Raw genomic sequence first — 20,365 nt, 5'->3', positions numbered from 1 at the left:
CTTTCTGATTTTACCAACCCGGGACGCCGATGGAAAAATTCTGGTACATACCCCAAAGCGAAGTGATCAAGATCGAAATCATACCAACTATCTGGGTATAGATCCGGCAGCGCGTAAGAATCTTGGAAATATACTCCAGACTGGGTGTTTCCCGGCGCAGTTTCCGTGCGGCTGATACATTGATCAGCACGACAAGACAAATCGGAAACAGCAACAAAAACACGGCCTGCGCGAATTCGACACCGTAATAGAACCCCAAAGTGGCGAGACCCGTGAACAGAAAACAACTAAACGCTAGTATCGCGAGGCCGGATACATCCAATATATAGAGCAATCGGTTTCCGTTAATGCGGACGATATCCATCAAATCCTGTTCCGATTGCCCGCCTACCCGTCTTGCGCGCACAACAAGGTCATACGGCACGCCCATGGCCCAGTGGCTGGCCGATGACCACAACACCGCAAGCCCGATCCAATACCAGAGATTCGAAAAGCTGCGCATGTCGATGAGTTCAAAAATCGAAGAGTATAAGTCCACGCGTCAGCCCTTAATTTCCGTCTTCAGGGACCTTCTTCGCAAAGACGCGTCCATCGTTACCCTTGAGACTACACGGAATTCATGCCACCCAATGCTGGAATTTACAAGGAGAGCGCGTCATGAAACCGACCATTGCCCCCTATCCTCTGGCCCGTTTTCGTCGAACACGCCAATCACAGGCGGTGCGGGCGCTGGTTCGCGAGAATACACTGACCACCGATGATCTGATCTGGCCGGTTTTCGTCCGAGACGGCGAAGGTATTGAAGAGCCTGTCCCCTCGATGCCTGGCGTCATGCGCCGCTCGGTCGATCTGATCGCACAGGCTGCGGTCGAGGCGCAGGCCCTGGGTATCCCGGCAATCTGCATCTTTCCCTACACCGACGCATCCCTAAAGACCGAAGATTGCGCCGAAGCGTGGAACCCCGATAACCTGTCCAACCGAGCCATTCGCGCCATCAAGAAAGCCGCACCCAATATCGCAGTGATGACGGACGTGGCGCTGGACCCATACAATATCAACGGCCATGACGGTTATGTGGTCGATGGTGAGATCATAAACGATCAAACGATCGAGGCGCTGGTAAAGATGACGCTGGCGCAAGCAGATGCGGGCGCCGACATCATCGGACCGTCAGATATGATGGATGGCCGGATCGGTGAAATGCGGCGCGCCTTTGAAGGCGCAGACCATCACAACGTGATGATCCTCAGCTATGCGGCCAAATATGCGAGTGCGTTCTACGGACCGTTCCGAGATGCAGTGGGCGCCTCGGGCGCGCTGACGGGGGACAAAAAGACCTATCAGATGGACCCCGGAAACTCGGACGAGGCGCTACGCATGATCGAGCGTGACCTGACCGAAGGCGCGGACATGGTCATGATAAAACCCGGCATGCCCTATTTGGACATCTGCCGCCGGGTCAAGGACACGTTTGGCGCGCCGACCTATGCCTATCAGGTCTCGGGTGAATACGCGATGATACAGGCCGCGGCGCAGAATGGCTGGATCGACGGAGAGAAGGTCATGCTCGAAAGTCTGCTTGCGTTCAAACGCGCGGGCTGCGACGGGATCCTGACCTATTTCGCGCCTCAGGCCGCCCGGATCCTGCAGGGCTAATCCCCCGCGTTTCCGCGATTTTTCGCCGACGATTTTTGGCCACCGGGCAGCTTTCCCGTGACACGAGGCGACAATCGGCGTATTCTTGCGGACAAGATCGGGAGCACCCGACAATCAGGCATTTATACAGAGATAAAAAACATGAGCAGTTCCAAACCTACTCGATTAAGCCGTCGTGGCTTTGCTTTTGGCATGGCCGGTCTGTCAGTGACCGCCGCTTGCGGCAATGGCGTCGGCAGTTCCAACGCAGCGACGATTGACGCCCGTGTGGATGCGACATTGAACCAGATGTACGCCACCTACCCCAACACGCTCGAAATCGCGAACAAGGCCAACGGCATGCTGGTCATGCCTCTGATAACCGATGCCGGACTAATCGTCTTTGGCGGTGCCTACGGCACAGGCGCGCTACGCATTCAGGGCGCGACAGTTGATTACTATTCCGCAATTTCGGGAACCGCCGGCCTGCAAATCGGTGCCCAGCAATATGCGCATGTCCTGTTCTTCATGACACAGGATGCGTTGAACGATTTCCGCCGTTCCAGCGGATGGACCGCCGGGGCCGAAGTCGGCTACGTGGTCGATGCGACGGGCGACTCTCTGTCGACCGACACCACCACCCTGCGTTCGCCGGTTCTGGCGGCGGTCTTCGGACAGGCAGGGCTAAAGTTCGGCGCGACGGTCGAAGGCACGAAATACACCCGCATCATTCCCTGATACCGGACTACCCTCCCCCTTCAAGAAACCCCGCTTTCGGCCTTTGGCCCGAGGCGGGGTTTTTCATTCAAACTGCGGTAAACACGCATGTTCTCATGCGGTTCCTCTTTCGATCCGTCCAGCCATCCTCTAGTGTCTACACAATCATAGAGTGAACGGAAATGTGACCGCTGATGGGAATTGTCTTTCGCTGGCTTGTGCGTATCGCCTCGGGCCTTGTTCTGCTGACATTGGCGGCTGTAATGCTGGTGTATTTTCTGGCCAGTCAATCCCTGCCGGATTACGATCAGACCGTTAAAGTTGATGGCCTGACTTCGCCGGTTGAGGTTGTCAGGGATACAGCGAATGTTCCCCATATTCTGGGCGCATCAGACCCGGATGTCTTCTTTGGGCTTGGCTATGCCCATGCACAGGATCGCCTCTGGCAGATGACCGTTCTGCGCCGGACAGCGCAGGGCCGATTGTCCGAAGTCTTTGGCGCTCGCACTGTTCATATCGACAAGCTGTTGCGACGGTTTGATCTGTACGGGCTTGCACACCGGTCGGTACAAGCCCAGGACGACTATACCAAAGAGGCCCTGCGCGCTTATGCCGCCGGGGTGAATGCACGACTTGCCGAGATTAACGAAAACGCATTGGGCCGCGGTGCGCCAGAGATGTTTTTGTTCAATGCGCCTGTATCGCCCTGGCAACCGGGCGACAGCCTGGCCGTCATCAAACTCATGAGCCTGCAACTTTCTGGCCATCTTGAGGATGAAGTGCTGCGCGCGCGCACATCGCTTATGCTGGATGACCAGACCCGACTGACGGATATTCTGCCTGATGTTCCCGGGCCGGGAATCGCCGCTCTGCCCGAATACGCCACCTTGTTTCCTAACCTGCCCAGATATGCGGCCGGATCGTCGATGCCGGACACGCCCATCTCGCCCTTTCCAAAGCGCGGATTGGCCGGAGCATCGAACGCATGGTCTGCCGCGCCCACAAGATCTGCCAGCGGAGGGACGCTTCTGGCCAATGACCCGCATTTGGGTTTCACAGCGCCGGGTATCTGGTATCTGGCCCGTCTGGAACTGGCCAAAGGCGGCGTGATCGGTGCCACGATCCCCGGCATCCCGGCGGTGATGACCGGACGCAGTGATCGGCTGGGCTGGGGTTTGACCTCATCCTATCTGGATGATCAGGACATCCATATCGAGCAGTTGAACCCAGAAAACCCCGAGGAATACCTGACCCCCGAAGGATACAAGACCTTTCGCAGCCGCCCTTCGATCATCGAGATCAAAGACGAAGCCCCAATCACTCTGACCCTGCGTTGGACCGAGAACGGACCCGTTCTGCCGGGCACCCATTACGATCTTGGGACGATCACGCCGCCGGGTCATGTCGCCTCGCTGTCCTGGACAGCCCTGAGCGCACAGGACACATCCATGTCAGCCTCAATGGCGCTGATGAATGCGGACACTGTCCGACAAGCCATCACCGCAGCCGAGCTGTTCATGGCGCCATCTCAGAACCTGTCATTGGTCGACAAGGACACCATCGGCATGAAGCTGATCGGCGCAATGCCGCAACGTGCCGCAAAGAACCAAAGCCGGGGGCGTATTCCGACGCCTGGCTGGCTGGCCGAAAACCGGTGGCAAGGCCGCCTGCCCTATGCTGACAACCCCGAATTCGTCGCACCTGCGGGCGGCATTCTGGGCAACACAAACAACAAGATCATCGACCGGCCATTTCCCGAACATGTCTCATATGAATGGGGGGATACGCAGCGCATCCATCGCTGGGAACGGCTGATGCAATCGCGCGAGGTACACACGCGCGACAGCTTTATCGAGGCACAGCTGGACACGGTCAGCTTTACCGCGCGCTCTCTGCTTCCGCTGATCGGGGCTGATCTGTGGTACACCGGCGCCTCTGCCCCCGAAGGTACCCAGGAACGCCAGCGCCAGATCGCGCTGAACCTTTTGGCCGAGTGGAATGGTGAGATGAATGAACACCTGCCAGAACCCTTGATCTATGCTGCTTGGGTTCGGGCGCTGCAAATCCGGTTGATCGCAGATGAGCTTGGCCCCCTGGCGGCTGAATACAAACATGTCGAACCACTGTTCATCGAACGTGTCTATCGCGACATCGACGGAGCTTCGGCCTGGTGTAATGTGCGTCAGAGTGCGCCGACAGAGACCTGCACCGATATGGCACGCATGGCATTGGACGATGCGCTGATCTGGATTTCCGAAAAATACGGAGGATCACTGGAATCCCTGCGCTGGGGTGACGCGCACCAAGCGACACATGACCACCCGGTTCTGGGATCGGTTCCGGTGCTGCGATTCTTTGTGAATATCCGACAGTCCACCAGTGGTGGTGACAACACCCTGCTGCGCGGCAGAACATCGGGCGAAGGCCCTGATCCGTTTCAGAACGTGCACGGTGCAGGGTATCGCGGCGTATATGATTTTGCGGATCCCGACAGCTCGGTGTTTATCACGGCTACGGGCCAGTCGGGTCACTTCCTTTCACGCTACTATGACGATCAGGCCCAGCTTTGGCGTCGGGGTGAATACATCCCGATGTCGCTGGACCTTGACCTGGCACATGCAGCCGCCGTCGGAGTGACCACCCTTATCCCCCGCTAAGGTCCGTGCTTCGGCAAGACCTCGCCCGTTTATTTTCCATCGCGTGGACGCTGAATGGCGTTTGGCATACGATCCAAAGGCCTAGGATTTGTGTGCGGGGGACCAAATGGCCAGTATCCGGGATAAGCTGAACAATCTCGCGCGGGATTATGCGATCGCCTGGAGCTCGGGCGACCCCGAGGCCGTTGCCAGTTTCTATGCTCCCGACGGACAGATCACGATCAACCGTGGAGAACCGATCATAGGCCGCGCTGCGGTGGCGGAAATGGCGCGCGGGTTTTACACTGATTTCCCCGATCTTGAGGTCCGCTGCGACATGTTTCGCTGGGCGGGAAGCCACGCAATATTTGTCTGGACACTTGAAGGGCAGCATTCCAAGACCGGCAACGACGTCGTGACGCGGGGTTGGGAAGAATGGGAAATGACCGACACCAATCAGGTCCAGACCTCTCTGGTTTGGTTCGATGCCGAGGATTTTCAGCGCCAGATTGACGGCTGATCACGGACCACTTTGTTCGATGGGTATAGGGGAATTCGCCCCCAGTCAGAGTTCAAAGCGCGGAGTATTGCGAGGCCTGTTTTTCTGTCCACAAAACGTCGATCACAAAGCCATCTTCGGTCTGCTTTTCGGACTGCACGACCTCCTGGCGGAACAACCACGCGCGCTTGTTGCCTTCGGCAAATCCCAGTTCCAGCGTTACCTCAGAACGTACGCCCTGCAGCGTGACGGCAATTTCCGCCAAAAGCGGGGCGATCCCTTCGCCGGTGACGGCTGAAATCGCGAAAATCCCCTGATCCCGCTCTGCCCGCGCCATCGCGGCTTCGCGCTCATCCGGGGACAGCAGGTCGATCTTGTTCCAGACCTCAATCCGGGGCCGCGTATCGTCAATACCCAGTGAAGTCAGGATAGTTTCGACATCCTTCGCCTGCGCCTCAGATTCATCGTGGCTGATATCGCGCACATGAACCACGATATCAGCGCCCAACACTTCCTCCAGCGTGGCCCGGAATGAGGCGACCAATTCGGTGGGCAGGTTCGAAATGAACCCCACCGTGTCCGACAGGATCACTTCGGGACCGTCAGGCAGTTCGACTCGACGCATGGTAGGGTCAAGCGTGGCGAACAACATGTCCTTGGCCATGACATCAGCCCCGGTCAGGCGGTTGAACAGGGTTGATTTGCCCGCGTTGGTATAGCCTACCAACGCCACAATCGGATATGGCACCTTGGCCCGCGCGGCGCGATGCAGCGTGCGAGTCTTGACCACCTTCTGCAACTGACGACGCAAGCGCACCAGTTGTTCATCAATGGCCCGGCGGTCCGCTTCGATCTGGGTCTCACCCGGGCCACCCACAAAGCCCAATCCGCCCCGCTGCCGTTCCAGGTGGGTCCAGGCACGCACCAGCCGGGTCCGCTGGTAACTCAGCGCGGCCATTTCCACCTGCAAAACGCCCTCACGGGTGCGCGCGCGGTCGCTGAAGATTTCGAGGATCAGCCCGGTCCGGTCGAGGATTTTGACCTTCCACGCCTTTTCAAGATTGCGTTGCTGAACGGGCGTAACCGATCCGTCGATCAAAACCAGCTCGACTTCGTTCTCGTGCAACCGTTCGGCCAGTTCCTCGATCTTGCCGCTACCGAACAGAAAACCGGCCTGCGCCCGAGGTAAGCGCACAACTTCGGATCCGATCACATCAAGGTCGGGCAATGCAGCGGCCAGCGCCACCGCTTCTGCCAGCGCCGGTCCTGGAACGCGGCGCTGTTCATCTGATTTGATTTCCGGATGCAGCACCCACGCTCGGGTGCGCACCCTTTCATGTTCCATCAAGAGGCGTCTTCGCCCTCATACAGGCTGATCGGCTGCGATGGCATGATGGTCGAAATCGCGTGTTTGTAGACCAGCTGCGACTGTCCGTCGCGGCGCAACAATACGCAGAAGTTGTCGAACCAGGTGATCACACCCTGCAATTTCACACCGTTGATCAGGAAAATTGTGACCGGGACTTTTGCTTTCCGTACATTATTCAGGAACGCGTCCTGCAGATTCTGTCTGTCCGAAGCCATATTCTTATAATCTCGCCATTGTTCTTGCTACGCGCTGCGGACCAACGCGCTCCCTCCGGCGGAGTATGGAGTGTCGTTAACCGATATTCCAGATGAAAAATCAGTCACTAGCATGGTTATTGTTTCTTAACCCCTCAATAGAGCGGGTGTGATCAAGGCAATAATCGCCAGCGTTTCCAATCTGCCGATCACCATAGCGGCACACATGGTCAGCTTGGCACCGCCCGAAAGGTCGATCAATCGGATAGGAACATCGGTTGCCAATTCGATCAACGGCCCTGTCGTGCTCAGCGCTGCAACGCTAAGCACCATAGCGTGTTCGAACCCCGTACCCATGGCAGCAAGCAACACATTGAACACAGCAGCTGTCAGGGCAAACATCATGAAAAATATCCAAGCGATAAAGGCCCCATCGCTTTGGATGCGGCGGTTTCCACCACCTACTCCGCTGACCGAAGACGGATAAATCAAACGGTCAATTTCGCGCGCGCCGTTAAGGTACAGAGCAAAAACCCGCAACAGCTTTACCCCGCCCGCCGTTGTTGCAACTCCACCGCCGATCAGCGCAAGCCCCATCAGGATCAATCCCGGGGTGCCCAGACCGGAAATTTGCTGGGCATCATCCCAGTTCGCACTTTCGAACCCCGCGGTTGTCAGAAATGACAAGACCGTAAAAATCATGCCCCAAATTACGCTCAACGCCTGAAGAGGCTCCATCTGGCCGCCAATTTCGCTGACGCCGGCAAGAACCCTGAAGAAAAGCAGCGCCGCTACGCCTGCAACGATCATGAGCCCGATCCGGAACTCGGGGTCCTTATCCAGCCGCGAATATCCGGAGGTAGCTGTGTCCGAGGAAAAGGTAAGCCGCGACAAAGCGAAGAACAGGAACAGAAACAGGATGGCCTCACCGGTTACGCCGGCCTGCGCTCCCTCAAGCCCACCAACCGGTGAGATACCCGATGTGGCCATGGTCGACATCGCATGACAGATGGCGGTCAGGCCCTGCTCTCCTGCGATCACGAGCAACAGCCAAATTACAGCGGTCAGCCCGACATAAACCGGCGTCAAAGTCAGCGTGACGCGGATAAGACGCCCGCGCGGGTCTACCATCTCGCTTTGCGCCACGCCTGAAACCGGGCGACCGGGTTGACCACGGGCTGTCACCTCGAACCCGCCCAGCGACAACGGCGCGAGGATCGCGGCCGCTGAAATCCACATCAAAAGCCCGCCCATCCATCCGACCTGAGCCCGCCAAAGGTGTAACGGCGCCGACAACCGGTCTGGATCAGGAAACAAATCAGCCCCGGTAGTGGTCAATGCGCTGACCATGTCGAAATAGGCGTTCAGAAAGCTCGTATTACCCAACGCATCATGCAGAGGGATCGCAAGAAACAAGGGCAATACGGTGAAACAGCCTAACAAGACCGCCAACTGGCCCAATGTCCCTCGGCGCGGCATTCTGTTGGATGTTGCCAGCGAGATGATCCCGACCACGAACAACCCCAGCAACCCGGAATAGAAGAACGACCGGGACGTTTCGTGATCATCCAGCACCAGCGCAAATATGGCAGGCATCCACATAGCGGCGGCAAAAATACCCCAGAGCAGAAGAAACAGCGGCAATCGCCGAATGAGGCTAACCTGTTTTTTCCGTGCATGCGCCATCAGAAGAAATCGATCGAGACCTGCATCAGCCGTTCCACCTCGGGCACGTCTTTGGCTAAGGCAAAAATCGCCACCACATCCTTTTCTTCAATCCTGAGACTACCGGTGGGGCGCAACATCTCATCGCCCTTACGCACTGCGCCAACCAGCACACCTTCGGGGAAATCAATGTCGCGCAGCCTCTGCCCGGCCATGGGCGAGGTTGAAAGTACTTCGGCCTCGATCACTTCGGCCTCGGCATCGCCGATGGAATAAACCTGCCGCACGCGTCCGTGCCGAATATGGCGCAGAATCGAACTGACGGTGGTGGCGCGGGGGTTGATATAGGCGTCGATACCCAGCGGCCCCATCAGGGCAACCATGCTGGGATCATTGATCAGTGCAATCGCCAGAGCACAACCTTCGGCCTTGGCACGCACGGCAACCAACATATTTACACGGTCATCATCCGTGACGGCCAACATTGCATCCGCGCGTTCGATGCCAGCTTCGCGCAGCAGCGCCGCGTCCAGACCATCACCGTGAAGGACAATCGTTCGCTCAAGCGCTTCGGCTGCCACTTCCGCACAGTGGCGGTCTCGTTCAATTATCTTGGCACGCACGCGGCTTTCACGTTCTTCCAAAGTCCGAGCAACTTCAAGACCGACATTACCGCCGCCGACAATCACCACCCGGTCCTGCCGTTTTTGCGCCTTGCCGAAAACCTCCATCGTCCGGTCCACGTCTTTGACATTGCTAAAGACATAGCATTCGTCACCGACAAACAGCTGGTCCTCGGATTCCGGGGCAAACAGCGTACCCTCGCGCCGGACACCCACCACGATAGAGCTGAGCGTCGAAAACAGATCGGTCAGTTGCCGCAATGGCGTGTTCACGATCGGGCAATCCTCGGCGATGCGTATGCCAAGCAACTGCGCTTTGCCGTCCATGAACATCTCGGTGTCAAATGCGGATGGGGCAGACAACCGGCGCATCGCCGCTGCGGCAACCTCGCGCTCGGGGCTGATCACCACATCAATCGGCAGGTGATCGCGGCGATACAGATCCGAATGAATCGCCTCGAGATAGGATTTCGACCGAAGCCGGGCGATTTTGCGCTGAATGGAGAAAACCGAATGTGCCATCTGACAGGTGACCATGTTCACCTCGTCCGAATGGGTGGCAGCAATAATCATATCCGCATCGCGCGCGCCCGCTCGGTTCAGAACATCCGGATAGCTTGCAAATCCCGCAATCCCCTGAACATCCAAGGTTTCGGTCGCCCGTCGCACCAGATCAGGATTGTTGTCAACCACAGTAACGTCGTTCAACTCGCCCGAAAGATGCCGTGCAATCTGCCAGCCAACCTGACCCGCACCGCAAATGATGACCTTCATGCTATTGGCCCTTCTGCCTGAAATCTTTGAATGACAGATGCCCCCCAGACGGTCAATTAGTTTGTAACACAAGCAAAGCTGAGGCAAGGTAAGCGTATGAAAACAATAGCTCTCACGATTTCTTTGACTCTGTTGCTAACTGCGTGTGGGCCGCTTTCCCTGTATTATCAAGAGGGCGAGACAGTTTCGCAAATGCAGTCTGAAACGACTGGATGTCAGGTTCAGTCCCTCAAAGACGCCCCCGTTGCCAATCAGGTGCGACAAGGGGCACCAACCTATTGGCCAGGTCGCACCTACTGCGATGGTCGGGGAAGGTGTCATCGCACCGGAGGCTGGTGGCAGCCCGGTCAGATCTATACGGTCGATGTGAACAAAGGGCTGCGCAACAAGCTGGAAGCACAATGCATGGCGCAGAAAGGCTATCGCCCGGTCAGCCTTCCGCCTTGCAAGCAGGGCGTAAAGTCGCGTGTTGCTGCGGTCCCAACAACACAGCTGCCACCGCTCAGCACAGATTCATGTTTCGTCAAATTCGACAACGGAACGTTTCAGATAATTACCCCAGGTCAGGCAGGGTAAAGGCCGGCGGATCACTCCGCCGGTTCAGCCTCGTCCAGTTGTGCAACTCGCGCCCCCGATTTGTTCGAGGTCACAACGCCCAGAGATTTAAGCTTACGATGAAGCGCGCTGCGTTCCATGCCGACAAAGCTGGCAGTGCGGCTGATATTGCCCCCGAACCGGTTGATCTGGGTCAGCAGATATTCACGCTCGAACGCCTCGCGAGCTTCGCGCAACGGCAAGGTCGCCAATGCCCCGGACAGAACGACGCGTCCCGATTCATCGGCTTTTTCTTCTTCGTTTGGCAGCTCACGCGCTTCGATCGGGCCCGTACCGTCACCCAGAATGAGCACCCGTTCGATCAGGTTTTTAAGCTGTCGCACATTGCCCGGCCAGGTCATGGTCTGCAGCAACGCGACAGCTTCGTCTGAAATCTCGCGCACCGGCAGGCCCTGGGATTCATTACACATTTCAATAAAAAATTCGGCAAGAACCGGAATATCCTCGCGCCGATCTTCTAGCGAAGGCACCGAAATAGGCACAACATTCAGACGATGGTAAAGTTCTTCCCGAAAACGATCAGCGGCGATTTCTGCATCGAGGTCACGATTGGTCGAAGAGATCACCCGCAGGTCGACCCGAACCTTGTCGGTACCTCCAACCCGTTGAAACTGTTGATCAACCAGAACCCGCAGGATTTTTGACTGGGTTCCCATGGGCATATCTGCCACTTCATCAAAGTAGACGACGCCACCATGGGCCTCTTCCAACAGGCCTGCCTCAACCCCGCGTTCGGTGGTTTCACGGCCGAACAGTACCTCTTCAACGCGCTCCGGCTCGATCCCGGCGCAGTTCACGGTCACAAAGGGCGCATTTGCCCGATTCGATTCTGCATGGATATAGCGCGCGGCGATTTCCTTGCCTGAACCGGCAGGGCCTGTCAGCATCACACGCCCGTTGGACTTGGTCACCTTGTCCAGTTGGCTCTGCATTGCCCGGAACGAGGCCGATTTGCCGATCATATCCGAGCTTGTGACCTCTTTACGCTTTAGCGAGGCGTTTTCGCGGCGCAGGCGCGAGGTTTCCATCGCGCGGCGGATCACAACCATCAGCTGGTCGATGTTAAAGGGCTTTTCAATAAAGTCATACGCCCCCTGCTTGATCGCAGCGACAGCGATTTCGATATTCCCGTGGCCCGAAATGATCACCACCGGAATGTCTGGGTTGTCGCGCTTTACAGTCTTCAGAATATCAATCCCGTCCATCCGGCTGTCTTTCAGCCAGATATCCAGGATCAAAAGCCCCGGGGGTTCGGAATTGATGGCTGCCATACACTCGTCCGAGTTGCCAGCCAGCCGGGTAGAATAGCCTTCGTCCTCGAGAATATCGGACACAAGCTCGCGAATATCACGCTCGTCATCTACAATCAGAATGTCGCTCATCTTTGGCCTGCTTTCAGTTTGTTTGTATCAATTGCCTGCTTTTTCGGCGCTGAATTTGAGGAAATATTGCTCCCGGGCAAACGGATCACGGCCATTGCGCCAAAATGGTCCTGTCCGTCAAATACGGGGGCGTCCTCAAGTGTCAGCACCCCGCCATGTTCTTCGATAATCTTTTTGACGATCGGCAGCCCCAACCCGGTGCCCTCGTCGCGTGTGGTCACGTAAGGCTCAAACAGCCGCGCACGATCTTCCGGCAAGCCGATACCGTTGTCGGCAATGGTAATTACCGTGCCCGCATCGTCGCCGATCACAGTAACCTTGATCTGAGGCTTGAGGTTCTCGGGTGCCCCTTTTTGTTTCAGCGTTTCAATCGCTTCGCCTGCATTCTTGATCAGGTTGGTCAGCGCCTGATTCAGCATTGTTGCGTCTACATCACCTGAAATCGGCTGATCTGGAAGCATCGCTTCGATTTCGACATCCGGCTGACCGGCTTGCTGCAACAGAACAGCCTCGCGCACCAACCCCACCAGATTTTCTTCGTGCCGATCCGGTTCCGGCATGCGCGCAAACTTTGAGAATTCATCCACGATCCGCCGCAGGTCATTCGTCTGGCGAACGATCACATCAGTCATGGATACAAGGATATCGCAATCATCCTCATCCAGTTTGGACGAAAACTTTCGTTTGATCCGCTCGGCGCTCAGTTGGATCGGGGTCAAGGGGTTCTTGATCTCATGTGCGATGCGGCGCGCCACATCACCCCAGGCTGCCATTCGCTGTGCACTGACCAGATCGGTCACGTCGTCAAAGGCAACCACATATCCTTCAAGCCCGCCATCTTCGCCGCGGCGGATCGCCATGCGGACCAACAGGTTTTCCAAATGGCCTTTTCGCGTGACCTTGATTTCACCCTGCACAGCCTCTTGCCCGCTGTCCTTGAGGCTTTCGAACAAAGGCATGAATTCGGGCACCGCAATGCCAATGGCAAGATGTTCCTCTCCACGGGACCAATCCAACAGGCGTTCGGCGGATCGATTCACAAACGTCACGCAACCATCGGGGTCGACACCAACAACACCGGATGTGACCGAGGTCAAAACCGAGTCGAACAGCCGACGCCGGCGTTCGATCTGCCGTGTGTTCTCCAAAAGGGTATCGCGCTGCCCTTTCAACTGTCGGGTCATCTGATTGAAATAACGGCCCAGCATCGCAATTTCGTCATCGGTGGCTTCTTCGATAACCTGAACGCCCAGATCGCCTGCCCCGACACGCTGCGCAGCGGTGGTCAGGCGTCCAACCGGGCGCGAGAGACGCTCGGCGAACCACATTCCCAGCGACACTGCAGCCAGGATCAGGATCACGGCAAAACCCAGATAAAGCAGGCCGAATTCAAACAAAACCCGTCCGCGTTCACTTTCAAGCTGTTGATAGAACTGAACTGTTTCCTTGGTATCGTCCAGCAGCGTCAGCAACTGCCCGTCCACTTCCCGGCTGACATAGAGATACCGATCAAGATAAGCCTTCAAAGGCACAAGCGCCCTGAATTCACTGTTTTGCCAATCGGCAATGATCAGCAATTCATTCTCAGTCGCCTGGGCCATCTGTTCAGAGGTCGGCTTTTCGAAGTTGAACAGATAAGAGCGATCCCCCCGGGATCGGATTTCGCCATTTCCATCAATGACATAGGCCTCACGCAGACCGCGCTGGATTTGCGCCTGCCCTTGCGCCAGAACCTCTCGCAGTTCAGCATCGGAAATATAGAAATCGCGCGTCCGGGCATTGTCCAGAAAAAGCGCCAATACGACGGCGTCTTGCGTCAGGCCCTCTCGGTGTTCCTGTTCATAAGCTTCCGCAGCAGTAAGCGAGGATCCGACAACCTGCCTTACGCGGTCGGAAAACCAGCCCTCAAGACCAATATTCACCGTCAGACCGGCAAAGATTGCAACCGTGACAGTCGGCACCAGAGCCAACAGCGTGAAAGCTCCGATCAGTCGCAGGTGCAAACGGGACCCCGCGGATTTGGCCCGGCGCGCTGCAATCAGGTTGCCTACCTGACCCAGAACCAGCGCCGCAACCACGAGAACATAGACCAGATCCGCAAGCAGGATCAGGCGCAATGAGGGCGCGGTTGCACCCAGATCGAATGGACCAATGACCAGATAGGTAGTCAAAGCCAGCACCGGGCCCAGCAAAACCAGACCCAAAGTTCCAAAATTGCGCAGCCTTCGGGATTTTCGCCACCGATTGACTGATAAAATCAGCCCGCTCTGTGCTCGGGTTGCCACCGTCTGCCCTCATCCTGATGTGCCGCTTGCGCGACTTACCGCCATATGTCGTGGTCGTTGCCCGGTCGAAACCCGGATGCCACGCTTTGTGTGGCGATATTACATCAGTTTGCGCCGCCGTGTCACCTGAATATCGAGCTCTGTTATCTTTTTGCGCAGCGTATTCCGGTTAATCCCTAGAAGATCAGCACATTTTGCCTGATTTCCCCCGGTCGCATCCAGGGCCAGTTCAATCAAAGGCGCCTCAACCTCACGCAAAATACGCTGATACAGACCTGGAGGTGGCAACATATTTCCATGTAGATCGAAATAGCGGCGCAGGTGGCGTTCGACCGAAGCCGAGAGCTTTTCGCGTTCTCCATTGCCCAGCACCGGCTCGGCTTCGGGTTGGCTGCCCAGCACCGACTCGACCTCGGTTTTGGAGATTTCATCGGCGCGGCTTGTAAGGCTCAATCGACGGACCGCATTTTCAAGCTGCCGTACATTTCCGGGCCAGGAATAGCGCCGTACCAACTCGACCGCATCCGGACTGAACCAGCGTTTCGCGCCATGTTCGCGTTCTTCACGCGCCAGGAAATGATCCGCAAGCAAGGTGATATCATCGACCCTTTCGCGAAGGGCCGGAACATGCACTGTCGCACCGCAAAGGCGATAATACAGGTCTTGCCGGACGCGCCCGTTCTCCATGGCTTCGGTCAGGTCCGATTGGCTCGTAGCCATGAACCGAGGAACATGATCGCCTGGAGTGTCCATCATCCGAACGAGACGCGCCTGCAATTCGTCATCAATATCCGCGATCTCGTCGATAAGCAGCGTACCGCCCCGCACCCGTGCCATGACGCGCGCCGGGCCTTCAAGATCCCGCAGGTCGGCGGCAGTGGTCGTTACAAATGGCAGCGTCCTGCGATCGGAAAAATCATGTATCGCTTTGGCGATCAACGACTTGCCCGTTCCACTCTCGCCCGAAATCATGACCGACAGATCGGTATTCATCACCCGCGCCACCAAGCGATACAGCGCCTGCATCACTGGTGTCCGCCCCACCAGAGGCAGCTCTTCCGGACGCTCTAGGGACGTGTTACCGGCATCTGACGGCGTGCGCTGTTTCTGTTCCAGCGCGCGCGCGGTACGCTTCATCAAATCCGGCAGGTCGAAGGGTTTCGGCAGATAGTCATAAGCTTCCGCCTCGGCTGCCTGGATGGCCGTCATGATCGTGTTTTGCGCCGAAATTACGATTACCGGTAATCCCGGTCGGTCCTGTGCGATTTTTGGCAACATCTCCAACCCATTGCCATCCGGCATAACTACATCGGATATGACCACGTCACCTTTGCCCTCGGCTACCCAACGCATCAAAGTGGTCAACGACGAGGTTGCATGCACCTTACACCCAGCGCGTGTCAGGGCCTGTGTCAGAACGGTCCGAATTGTGCGGTCGTCATCTGCAACCAGTACTGTTCCATCCATCAGGTGCTTTCCTTATTCTTGCTCTTTCCGGCGATTTATTGACTATTTCGCGTCACTCGGCGCGCGCCTCAGAGAGATGCGAAATTCCGTTCGTCCCGGAACCGACTCGGCCGAAATCCAGCCGTCGTGGTCCGAAATGATCTTGCTGACCAGCGCCAGCCCTAGGCCGGTGCCGTTTTCCTTGCCCGACACAAACGGGTCGAATATCTCGCCCCGAATCTTCTCCGGCAGACCGGGGCCGTCATCGGTCACTTCGATTTGCAGTGGCAGAGAATGACCTGACCCGTCGCTGCGTCGCAGGCGGAAAGAATGTTCAAAATACGTCCTTAAACGTATGGTTCCCCCTTTAGGATCAGCGGCTTCCGAGGCATTCTTTAACAAATTCAAGATGACCTGCAGAAACTGATCCGGGTCGCCATAAGCAAGTGGCAACGACGGGTCGTAATCCTCGATGATCGTCATTTGGGCACCGAAACCCAACAGGGCCGACCGCCGTGCCCGATCCAGCACGTCATGTATGTTGACCGGTTTGAAATCGGGCTCAGAGAGATTTCCGAATTGTTCAACCTGCTCCAACAGTTTTACGATACGACGACTCTCTTCGACAATAAGATCTGTTAATTCAAGGTCTTGCTGCGAGATATTCATGCTGAGAAGCTGCGCCGCGCCAGTAATTCCTGCCAGAGGGTTCTTAATTTCATGCGCAAGCATCTCGGCCATGCCTATCGCCGATTGCGCAGCAGATTTCACCGTGTTTCCACGGGTCATACGCCCAGCAAGTTCACGCGGCGTGATGATCATGATCATTGACCCCGGGTGTCCGACAAGCGGCGCGATCTGAAGCGCACATTGCAACGGCGCGCGGTTGCCTGACCCTACATCCACATCGTTCACAAATAGTGGCGTACCTTGCTGACGCGCTCTCAGAAACGCTTCTTCTAATGGAGCGTCCACGGCAATCTGATCCCAGACGGGATGCCCGATCACGGATTTGCGCGAGGCGTTCAGGAACCCTTCACCGGCGGAGTTTATGTCTGCGATCCGGTCACCTGCATCTATGACAAAGGCAGGAACGGGTAGCGAGGTCCAGATGCTGTGATCCGAGGTCATGCCGCCACCTCTGCATCACTGCCAAGTGCAGCACTCAACAGGTGCATCACCTCGTCCGTGTTGCGCGAAGTCAGCACCGCCCGGCGCAACGGGGCCGGTGTTCCAGCCTCATCCATATACCAGCCGAGATGCTTGCGAGCGACGCGCAGGCCCAGATCCAAACCATAAAACCCCAGCATGGCCTGATAATGGGCACGAACCATGTCGATCAGATCACTACCAGCGGGAATGACTGGCGCCTCTGCCCCGTATAGCTCATGCCCCATCTGCGCCAGTAGCCACGGTTTACCTTGCGCCCCACGCCCAACCATGACCCCATCGGCGGCGGACTGATCCAGCGCTATGCGTGCAGCGCCAGAATCAACTATGTCACCATTCGCAATCACCGGAATCGAGACCGCTTCTTTGACCGCCCGGATTGCGCTCCAATCGGCATGCCCTTTGTAGAACTGGCAACGTGTGCGGCCATGGATCGTGACCATTTGTATCCCAGCATCCTGCGCCCGCCTTGCCACATTGGGCGCGTTCAGCAATTTGTCATCCCATCCCAACCGGGTTTTCAGCGTCACGGGCACGTCCACGGCGCTGACAACGGCGTCGATCAATGTCAGCGCGTGGTCAGGTGTCTTCAGTAGGGCCGAGCCCGAATATCCATTTGTCACCTTCTTGGCCGGGCAGCCCATATTGATATCAATCACGCGCGCACCCCGATCAGCGACCTGGCGGGCCGCCTCGGCCATCCAATACGCCTCGCGTCCGGCAAGCTGGACAGCTGTGTTTTCCACATCCGCAGACAGCTCGGCCCGTTCGCGCACACCGGGTTTGGCCTGCACCATTTCCTGGCTAGCCACCATTTCGCTGACCACCATACCGGCACCAAAGCGCATCACCAGATCGCGAAACGGACGATCAGTGATTCCAGCCATGGGCGCCAGTAGTACGGGCGGGTTCAAATCTTTGTCGGCAAGTCGCAGAGTCAACGTGCTTAATCCTTGAGCAGTTGCAGCTTTGATATCGAATTGAGTGCATATGAACAACAAAACCGCCATGAACAAGCATGCAAAATCATCGTTTGCCTATTTTTTAAGCAGATGAAACCGAGTGATTGCCTCTGCTTTCACCGCACCCTAAACATTGCCCTTAACTCGTCGGAGAGCACGACACATGACGACCGCAGCTATCATTGTCGCCGCAGGACGCGGTCAACGCGCCGGAGGCGGCACGCCAAAACAGTGGCGCCATCTGGCAGGTCGTCGGGTGGCCGACTGGACCATCGACCGATTCCGCGGGCAAGTCGATCACATCGTCCTTGTGCTGTCGAAGGAGGATGCCCCCGCCTGGGAAGAATTTGAAAGCGCCGATCTGATCCTCGCGGAAGGCGGGTCAGACAGAGCAGGATCGGTGCGCAGCGGGTTGTCGGCGTTGAACGGGATGAATGTGACCCGCGTCTTGATCCACGATGTCGCACGTCCTTGTGTCAGCACCGAGATCATTGATGCCGTTCTGGCCGCTCTGGACAATTTCCCCGGTGCCGCACCTGGCCTTGCGGTGACGGACGCCTTGTGGACAGCAAGCGACACTATGGTCACTGGCACGCAGGATCGATCCGGGTTGCATGCAGCGCAAACCCCGCAGGGCTTTCACTATGACGCAATCGTCGCTGCCCACACCGCGCATCCCGGAGGTTCAGCGGATGACGTGGAAGTCGCGCGCGCCGCCGGGCTGGACGTCTGCATCGTGCCGGGCGATACGGACAACCTGAAAATCACCCGACCCGAGGATTTTGCCAGGGCGGAACGCATATTGGGAACGGATATGGATGTAAGGCTGGGGAACGGCTACGACGTGCATCGTTTTGGTGACGGGGATCACGTAATCCTGTGCGGTATCAAAGTTCCGCACAACCGATCGCTTCAGGGGCATTCTGATGCGGATGTCGGTATGCACGCAGTCACCGATGCGATTTACGGAGCATTGGCACAAGGGGATATCGGACAGCACTTTCCGCCCTCAGATCCCCAATGGAAAGGCGCGGCAAGCGAAATATTCCTGCGCCACGCGGTCGAGTTGGCCGGGCAGATGGGATATCGTATATCGAATGTCGACTGCACGCTGGTCTGCGAATACCCCAAGGTCGGGCCTCACGCCGCGGCCATGCAGACAGAGATGGCGAAGATCATGGAATTGCGCCAGGATCAGATTTCGGTCAAGGCCACAACCTCCGAGCGTTTGGGCTTTACCGGGCGTGGTGAAGGAATTGCTTCTATTGCAACAGCTTGTTTGGTGAAATCATGACCGTTGCACAACTGATTGGCACTGTTTGTGGCGTCGGATATCTGCGACCCGCCCCCGGCACCTGGGGGTCTTTGGTTGCCCTGCCCTTGGTATGGGTCCTGCATACTCTGGGCGGTTTCCCCTTACTGGTGGTCGCGACAGTCGCAGTGTTTTTCGGCGGTCTGTGGGCCACGCGGGTGATGACCGCCGGGCAAGAAGACCACGACCCTTCCGAGATTGTGATTGACGAGGTCGCAGGTCAGTTCCTCGCGCTTTGGGCGATATCCTATCCCAGTTGGGCGCACGGGATCGACATTACGGCGCTGTGGCCAGGCTGGGTAACTGGGTTTGTACTGTTCCGCCTGTTCGACATCCTGAAACCCGGCCCCGTGGGTTGGGCCGACCGGCGCGGTGATCCGATGGGCGTTATGCTGGACGATGTGATTGCCGGGGTATTCGCGGCCATAGGCATCATGTTGGCCGCCGGGTTCAGCCACGGAGTTCTGGGGTTGTGACCGTTTCCGACCTGCTAGAAAGCGCCAAAGCGAAAGGGGTGATGATCACCACCGCCGAAAGCTGCACTGGCGGGATGGTCGCTGCGGCTCTGACCGACATCCCCGGCAGCTCTGCGGTCGTTGAGCGCGGTTTTGTGACCTACACAAATACTGCCAAACAGCAAATGTTGGGTGTCCGCAAGGAATCATTGGATGCCCATGGCGCGGTTTCTGAACAGGTCGCGCGCGAAATGGCCGAGGGTGCCTTGCGGAATTCACAGGCGCAACTGGCAGTGTCGGTTACCGGCATTGCAGGCCCGGGCGGATCCGAGTTTAAACCCGAAGGCCGGGTATGTTTTGGTGTGGCCGGTGACGGCATCCCACCCATGACAGAAACCGTCGAATTCGGCGCATTGGGCCGCGATCGGGTGCGCCGCGCTGCGCGGGATCACGCGCTGGCACTGCTGTCAAAGGCACTTTTCAGCACTGCCCAATAATCGGGCATGCTCGACAATTTGACGCCCAATTAATCAACTCTTCAAAAAAGGCCCCTGAAATAGGCTGCTTTTTTGGGCTCTGCCTCTTTTTTCCCCAGTCGCAATCCGCTTCAAGCCCCGCCACGCATT

18 protein-coding genes are annotated in these 20,365 nt (G+C 57.2%); 8 read left to right on the top strand and 10 right to left on the bottom strand.

The genetic code is table 11. The annotated features are described in order from the left end of the window. Positions 1 to 10: 10 nt before the first annotated feature. Entirely contained in the window at positions 11 to 538 is a 528-nt protein-coding gene (locus AC2FIZ_RS02120) for a component of SufBCD complex (protein ID WP_142633539.1), read from the bottom strand. A gap of 119 nt (positions 539 to 657) precedes the next feature. Here AC2FIZ_RS02120 and hemB point away from each other — a divergent pair, with 119 nt between their 5' ends. The 4 genes from hemB to AC2FIZ_RS02100 all read left to right on the top strand — a co-directional run bounded on the left by hemB (position 658) and on the right by AC2FIZ_RS02100 (position 5,508). Further along, a complete protein-coding gene (gene hemB, locus AC2FIZ_RS02115; protein WP_496790516.1) occupies positions 658 to 1,656 on the top strand; it encodes a porphobilinogen synthase in 999 nt (332 codons plus the stop codon). A 141-nt stretch (positions 1,657 to 1,797) separates the two neighbouring features. Continuing rightward, positions 1,798 to 2,373, top strand: a complete 576-nt coding sequence (locus tag AC2FIZ_RS02110; protein WP_142633534.1) for a lipid-binding SYLF domain-containing protein — start codon at positions 1,798 to 1,800, stop codon at positions 2,371 to 2,373. A 173-nt stretch (positions 2,374 to 2,546) separates the two neighbouring features. Further along, the gene (locus AC2FIZ_RS02105; RefSeq protein WP_496790514.1) at positions 2,547 to 5,009 is read left to right on the top strand and encodes a penicillin acylase family protein; all 2,463 of its coding nucleotides are present in this window, start codon (positions 2,547 to 2,549) and stop codon (positions 5,007 to 5,009) included. A gap of 106 nt (positions 5,010 to 5,115) precedes the next feature. Continuing rightward, positions 5,116 to 5,508 (top strand): nuclear transport factor 2 family protein, encoded by a 393-nt coding sequence (locus AC2FIZ_RS02100; RefSeq protein WP_496695612.1) that lies wholly within the window; start codon positions 5,116 to 5,118, stop codon positions 5,506 to 5,508. A gap of 52 nt (positions 5,509 to 5,560) precedes the next feature. Here AC2FIZ_RS02100 and hflX read toward each other — a convergent pair whose 3' ends face one another. The 4 genes from hflX to trkA form a co-directional block, all read right to left on the bottom strand. After that, entirely contained in the window at positions 5,561 to 6,832 is a 1,272-nt protein-coding gene (gene hflX / locus AC2FIZ_RS02095) for a GTPase HflX (RefSeq protein WP_282021922.1), read from the bottom strand. Continuing rightward, complete coding sequence (gene hfq / locus AC2FIZ_RS02090; RefSeq protein WP_010440340.1) at positions 6,832 to 7,071, bottom strand: RNA chaperone Hfq; 240 nt, start codon at positions 7,069 to 7,071, stop codon at positions 6,832 to 6,834. Before hfq ends, hflX begins: the two co-directional genes overlap by 1 nt. Positions 7,072 to 7,197: 126 nt before the next feature. After that, positions 7,198 to 8,736, bottom strand: coding sequence for a TrkH family potassium uptake protein (locus AC2FIZ_RS02085; RefSeq protein ID WP_142633526.1), 1,539 nt, complete (start codon positions 8,734 to 8,736; stop codon positions 7,198 to 7,200). Continuing rightward, positions 8,736 to 10,112: a Trk system potassium transporter TrkA gene (gene trkA, locus AC2FIZ_RS02080; protein ID WP_142633524.1), complete on the bottom strand. Its 1,377-nt coding sequence runs from the start codon at positions 10,110 to 10,112 to the stop codon at positions 8,736 to 8,738. Before trkA ends, AC2FIZ_RS02085 begins: the two co-directional genes overlap by 1 nt. A gap of 96 nt (positions 10,113 to 10,208) precedes the next feature. Here trkA and AC2FIZ_RS02075 point away from each other — a divergent pair, with 96 nt between their 5' ends. Next, entirely contained in the window at positions 10,209 to 10,688 is a 480-nt protein-coding gene (locus AC2FIZ_RS02075; protein WP_142633522.1) for a hypothetical protein, read from the top strand. 11 nt (positions 10,689 to 10,699) lie between these two features. On the opposite strand, the gene ntrX is transcribed toward AC2FIZ_RS02075, so the two are convergent. The 5 genes from ntrX to dusB form a co-directional block, all read right to left on the bottom strand. Next, complete coding sequence (ntrX, locus tag AC2FIZ_RS02070) at positions 10,700 to 12,109, bottom strand: nitrogen assimilation response regulator NtrX (protein ID WP_142633520.1); 1,410 nt, start codon at positions 12,107 to 12,109, stop codon at positions 10,700 to 10,702. Continuing rightward, the gene (locus tag AC2FIZ_RS02065) at positions 12,106 to 14,394 is read right to left on the bottom strand and encodes a sensor histidine kinase NtrY-like (protein ID WP_281972011.1); all 2,289 of its coding nucleotides are present in this window, start codon (positions 14,392 to 14,394) and stop codon (positions 12,106 to 12,108) included. The genes ntrX and AC2FIZ_RS02065 overlap by 4 nt, the downstream gene beginning before the upstream one ends. A 99-nt stretch (positions 14,395 to 14,493) precedes the next feature. Then, positions 14,494 to 15,861, bottom strand: coding sequence for a response regulator (locus AC2FIZ_RS02060; protein WP_496790513.1), 1,368 nt, complete (start codon positions 15,859 to 15,861; stop codon positions 14,494 to 14,496). Positions 15,862 to 15,903: 42 nt separating this feature from the next. Continuing rightward, positions 15,904 to 16,971 carry a two-component system sensor histidine kinase NtrB gene (locus AC2FIZ_RS02055; protein ID WP_281972009.1) on the bottom strand — a complete coding sequence of 356 codons (1,068 nt, stop codon included), beginning with the start codon at positions 16,969 to 16,971 and terminating at the stop codon, positions 15,904 to 15,906. Next, complete coding sequence (dusB, locus tag AC2FIZ_RS02050; RefSeq protein WP_425595577.1) at positions 16,968 to 17,951, bottom strand: tRNA dihydrouridine synthase DusB; 984 nt, start codon at positions 17,949 to 17,951, stop codon at positions 16,968 to 16,970. The genes AC2FIZ_RS02055 and dusB overlap by 4 nt, the downstream gene beginning before the upstream one ends. 184 nt (positions 17,952 to 18,135) lie before the next feature. On the opposite strand from dusB, the gene AC2FIZ_RS02045 reads away from it, so the two are divergent. From AC2FIZ_RS02045 to AC2FIZ_RS02035, 3 genes are read left to right on the top strand one after another with little or no spacing between them, the layout of a single operon-like run. Continuing rightward, a complete protein-coding gene (locus tag AC2FIZ_RS02045) occupies positions 18,136 to 19,266 on the top strand; it encodes a bifunctional 2-C-methyl-D-erythritol 4-phosphate cytidylyltransferase/2-C-methyl-D-erythritol 2,4-cyclodiphosphate synthase (protein ID WP_282021916.1) in 1,131 nt (376 codons plus the stop codon). Further along, positions 19,263 to 19,760 carry a phosphatidylglycerophosphatase A family protein gene (locus AC2FIZ_RS02040; RefSeq protein ID WP_282021915.1) on the top strand — a complete coding sequence of 166 codons (498 nt, stop codon included), beginning with the start codon at positions 19,263 to 19,265 and terminating at the stop codon, positions 19,758 to 19,760. The genes AC2FIZ_RS02045 and AC2FIZ_RS02040 overlap by 4 nt, the downstream gene beginning before the upstream one ends. Further along, complete coding sequence (locus AC2FIZ_RS02035; protein WP_282021914.1) at positions 19,757 to 20,236, top strand: CinA family protein; 480 nt, start codon at positions 19,757 to 19,759, stop codon at positions 20,234 to 20,236. The genes AC2FIZ_RS02040 and AC2FIZ_RS02035 overlap by 4 nt, the downstream gene beginning before the upstream one ends. Positions 20,237 to 20,365 lie beyond the last annotated feature (129 nt).

This window comes from Ruegeria sp. CDSB022 (assembly GCF_059611145.1).
Note: the sequence above shows the minus strand (reverse complement) of the source record. Positions and strands in the feature narration are given on the sequence as shown.

What these genes read in the sequence shown, in the direction of transcription:
- hemB (WP_496790516.1), top strand. Translation starts at nt 658, where the DNA reads ATGAAACCGACCATTGCCCCCTATCCTCTGGCCCGTTTTCGTCGAACA.
- AC2FIZ_RS02110 (WP_142633534.1), top strand. Translation starts at nt 1,798, where the DNA reads ATGAGCAGTTCCAAACCTACTCGATTAAGCCGTCGTGGCTTTGCTTTT.
- AC2FIZ_RS02105 (WP_496790514.1), top strand. Translation starts at nt 2,547, where the DNA reads ATGGGAATTGTCTTTCGCTGGCTTGTGCGTATCGCCTCGGGCCTTGTT.
- AC2FIZ_RS02100 (WP_496695612.1), top strand. Translation starts at nt 5,116, where the DNA reads ATGGCCAGTATCCGGGATAAGCTGAACAATCTCGCGCGGGATTATGCG.
- hflX (WP_282021922.1), bottom strand. Translation starts at nt 6,832, where the DNA reads ATGGAACATGAAAGGGTGCGCACCCGAGCGTGGGTGCTGCATCCGGAA.
- hfq (WP_010440340.1), bottom strand. Translation starts at nt 7,071, where the DNA reads ATGGCTTCGGACAGACAGAATCTGCAGGACGCGTTCCTGAATAATGTA.
- AC2FIZ_RS02085 (WP_142633526.1), bottom strand. Translation starts at nt 8,736, where the DNA reads ATGGCGCATGCACGGAAAAAACAGGTTAGCCTCATTCGGCGATTGCCG.
- trkA (WP_142633524.1), bottom strand. Translation starts at nt 10,112, where the DNA reads ATGAAGGTCATCATTTGCGGTGCGGGTCAGGTTGGCTGGCAGATTGCA.
- AC2FIZ_RS02075 (WP_142633522.1), top strand. Translation starts at nt 10,209, where the DNA reads ATGAAAACAATAGCTCTCACGATTTCTTTGACTCTGTTGCTAACTGCG.
- ntrX (WP_142633520.1), bottom strand. Translation starts at nt 12,109, where the DNA reads ATGAGCGACATTCTGATTGTAGATGACGAGCGTGATATTCGCGAGCTT.
- AC2FIZ_RS02060 (WP_496790513.1), bottom strand. Translation starts at nt 15,861, where the DNA reads ATGGATGGAACAGTACTGGTTGCAGATGACGACCGCACAATTCGGACC.
- AC2FIZ_RS02055 (WP_281972009.1), bottom strand. Translation starts at nt 16,971, where the DNA reads ATGACCTCGGATCACAGCATCTGGACCTCGCTACCCGTTCCTGCCTTT.
- AC2FIZ_RS02045 (WP_282021916.1), top strand. Translation starts at nt 18,136, where the DNA reads ATGACGACCGCAGCTATCATTGTCGCCGCAGGACGCGGTCAACGCGCC.
- AC2FIZ_RS02040 (WP_282021915.1), top strand. Translation starts at nt 19,263, where the DNA reads ATGACCGTTGCACAACTGATTGGCACTGTTTGTGGCGTCGGATATCTG.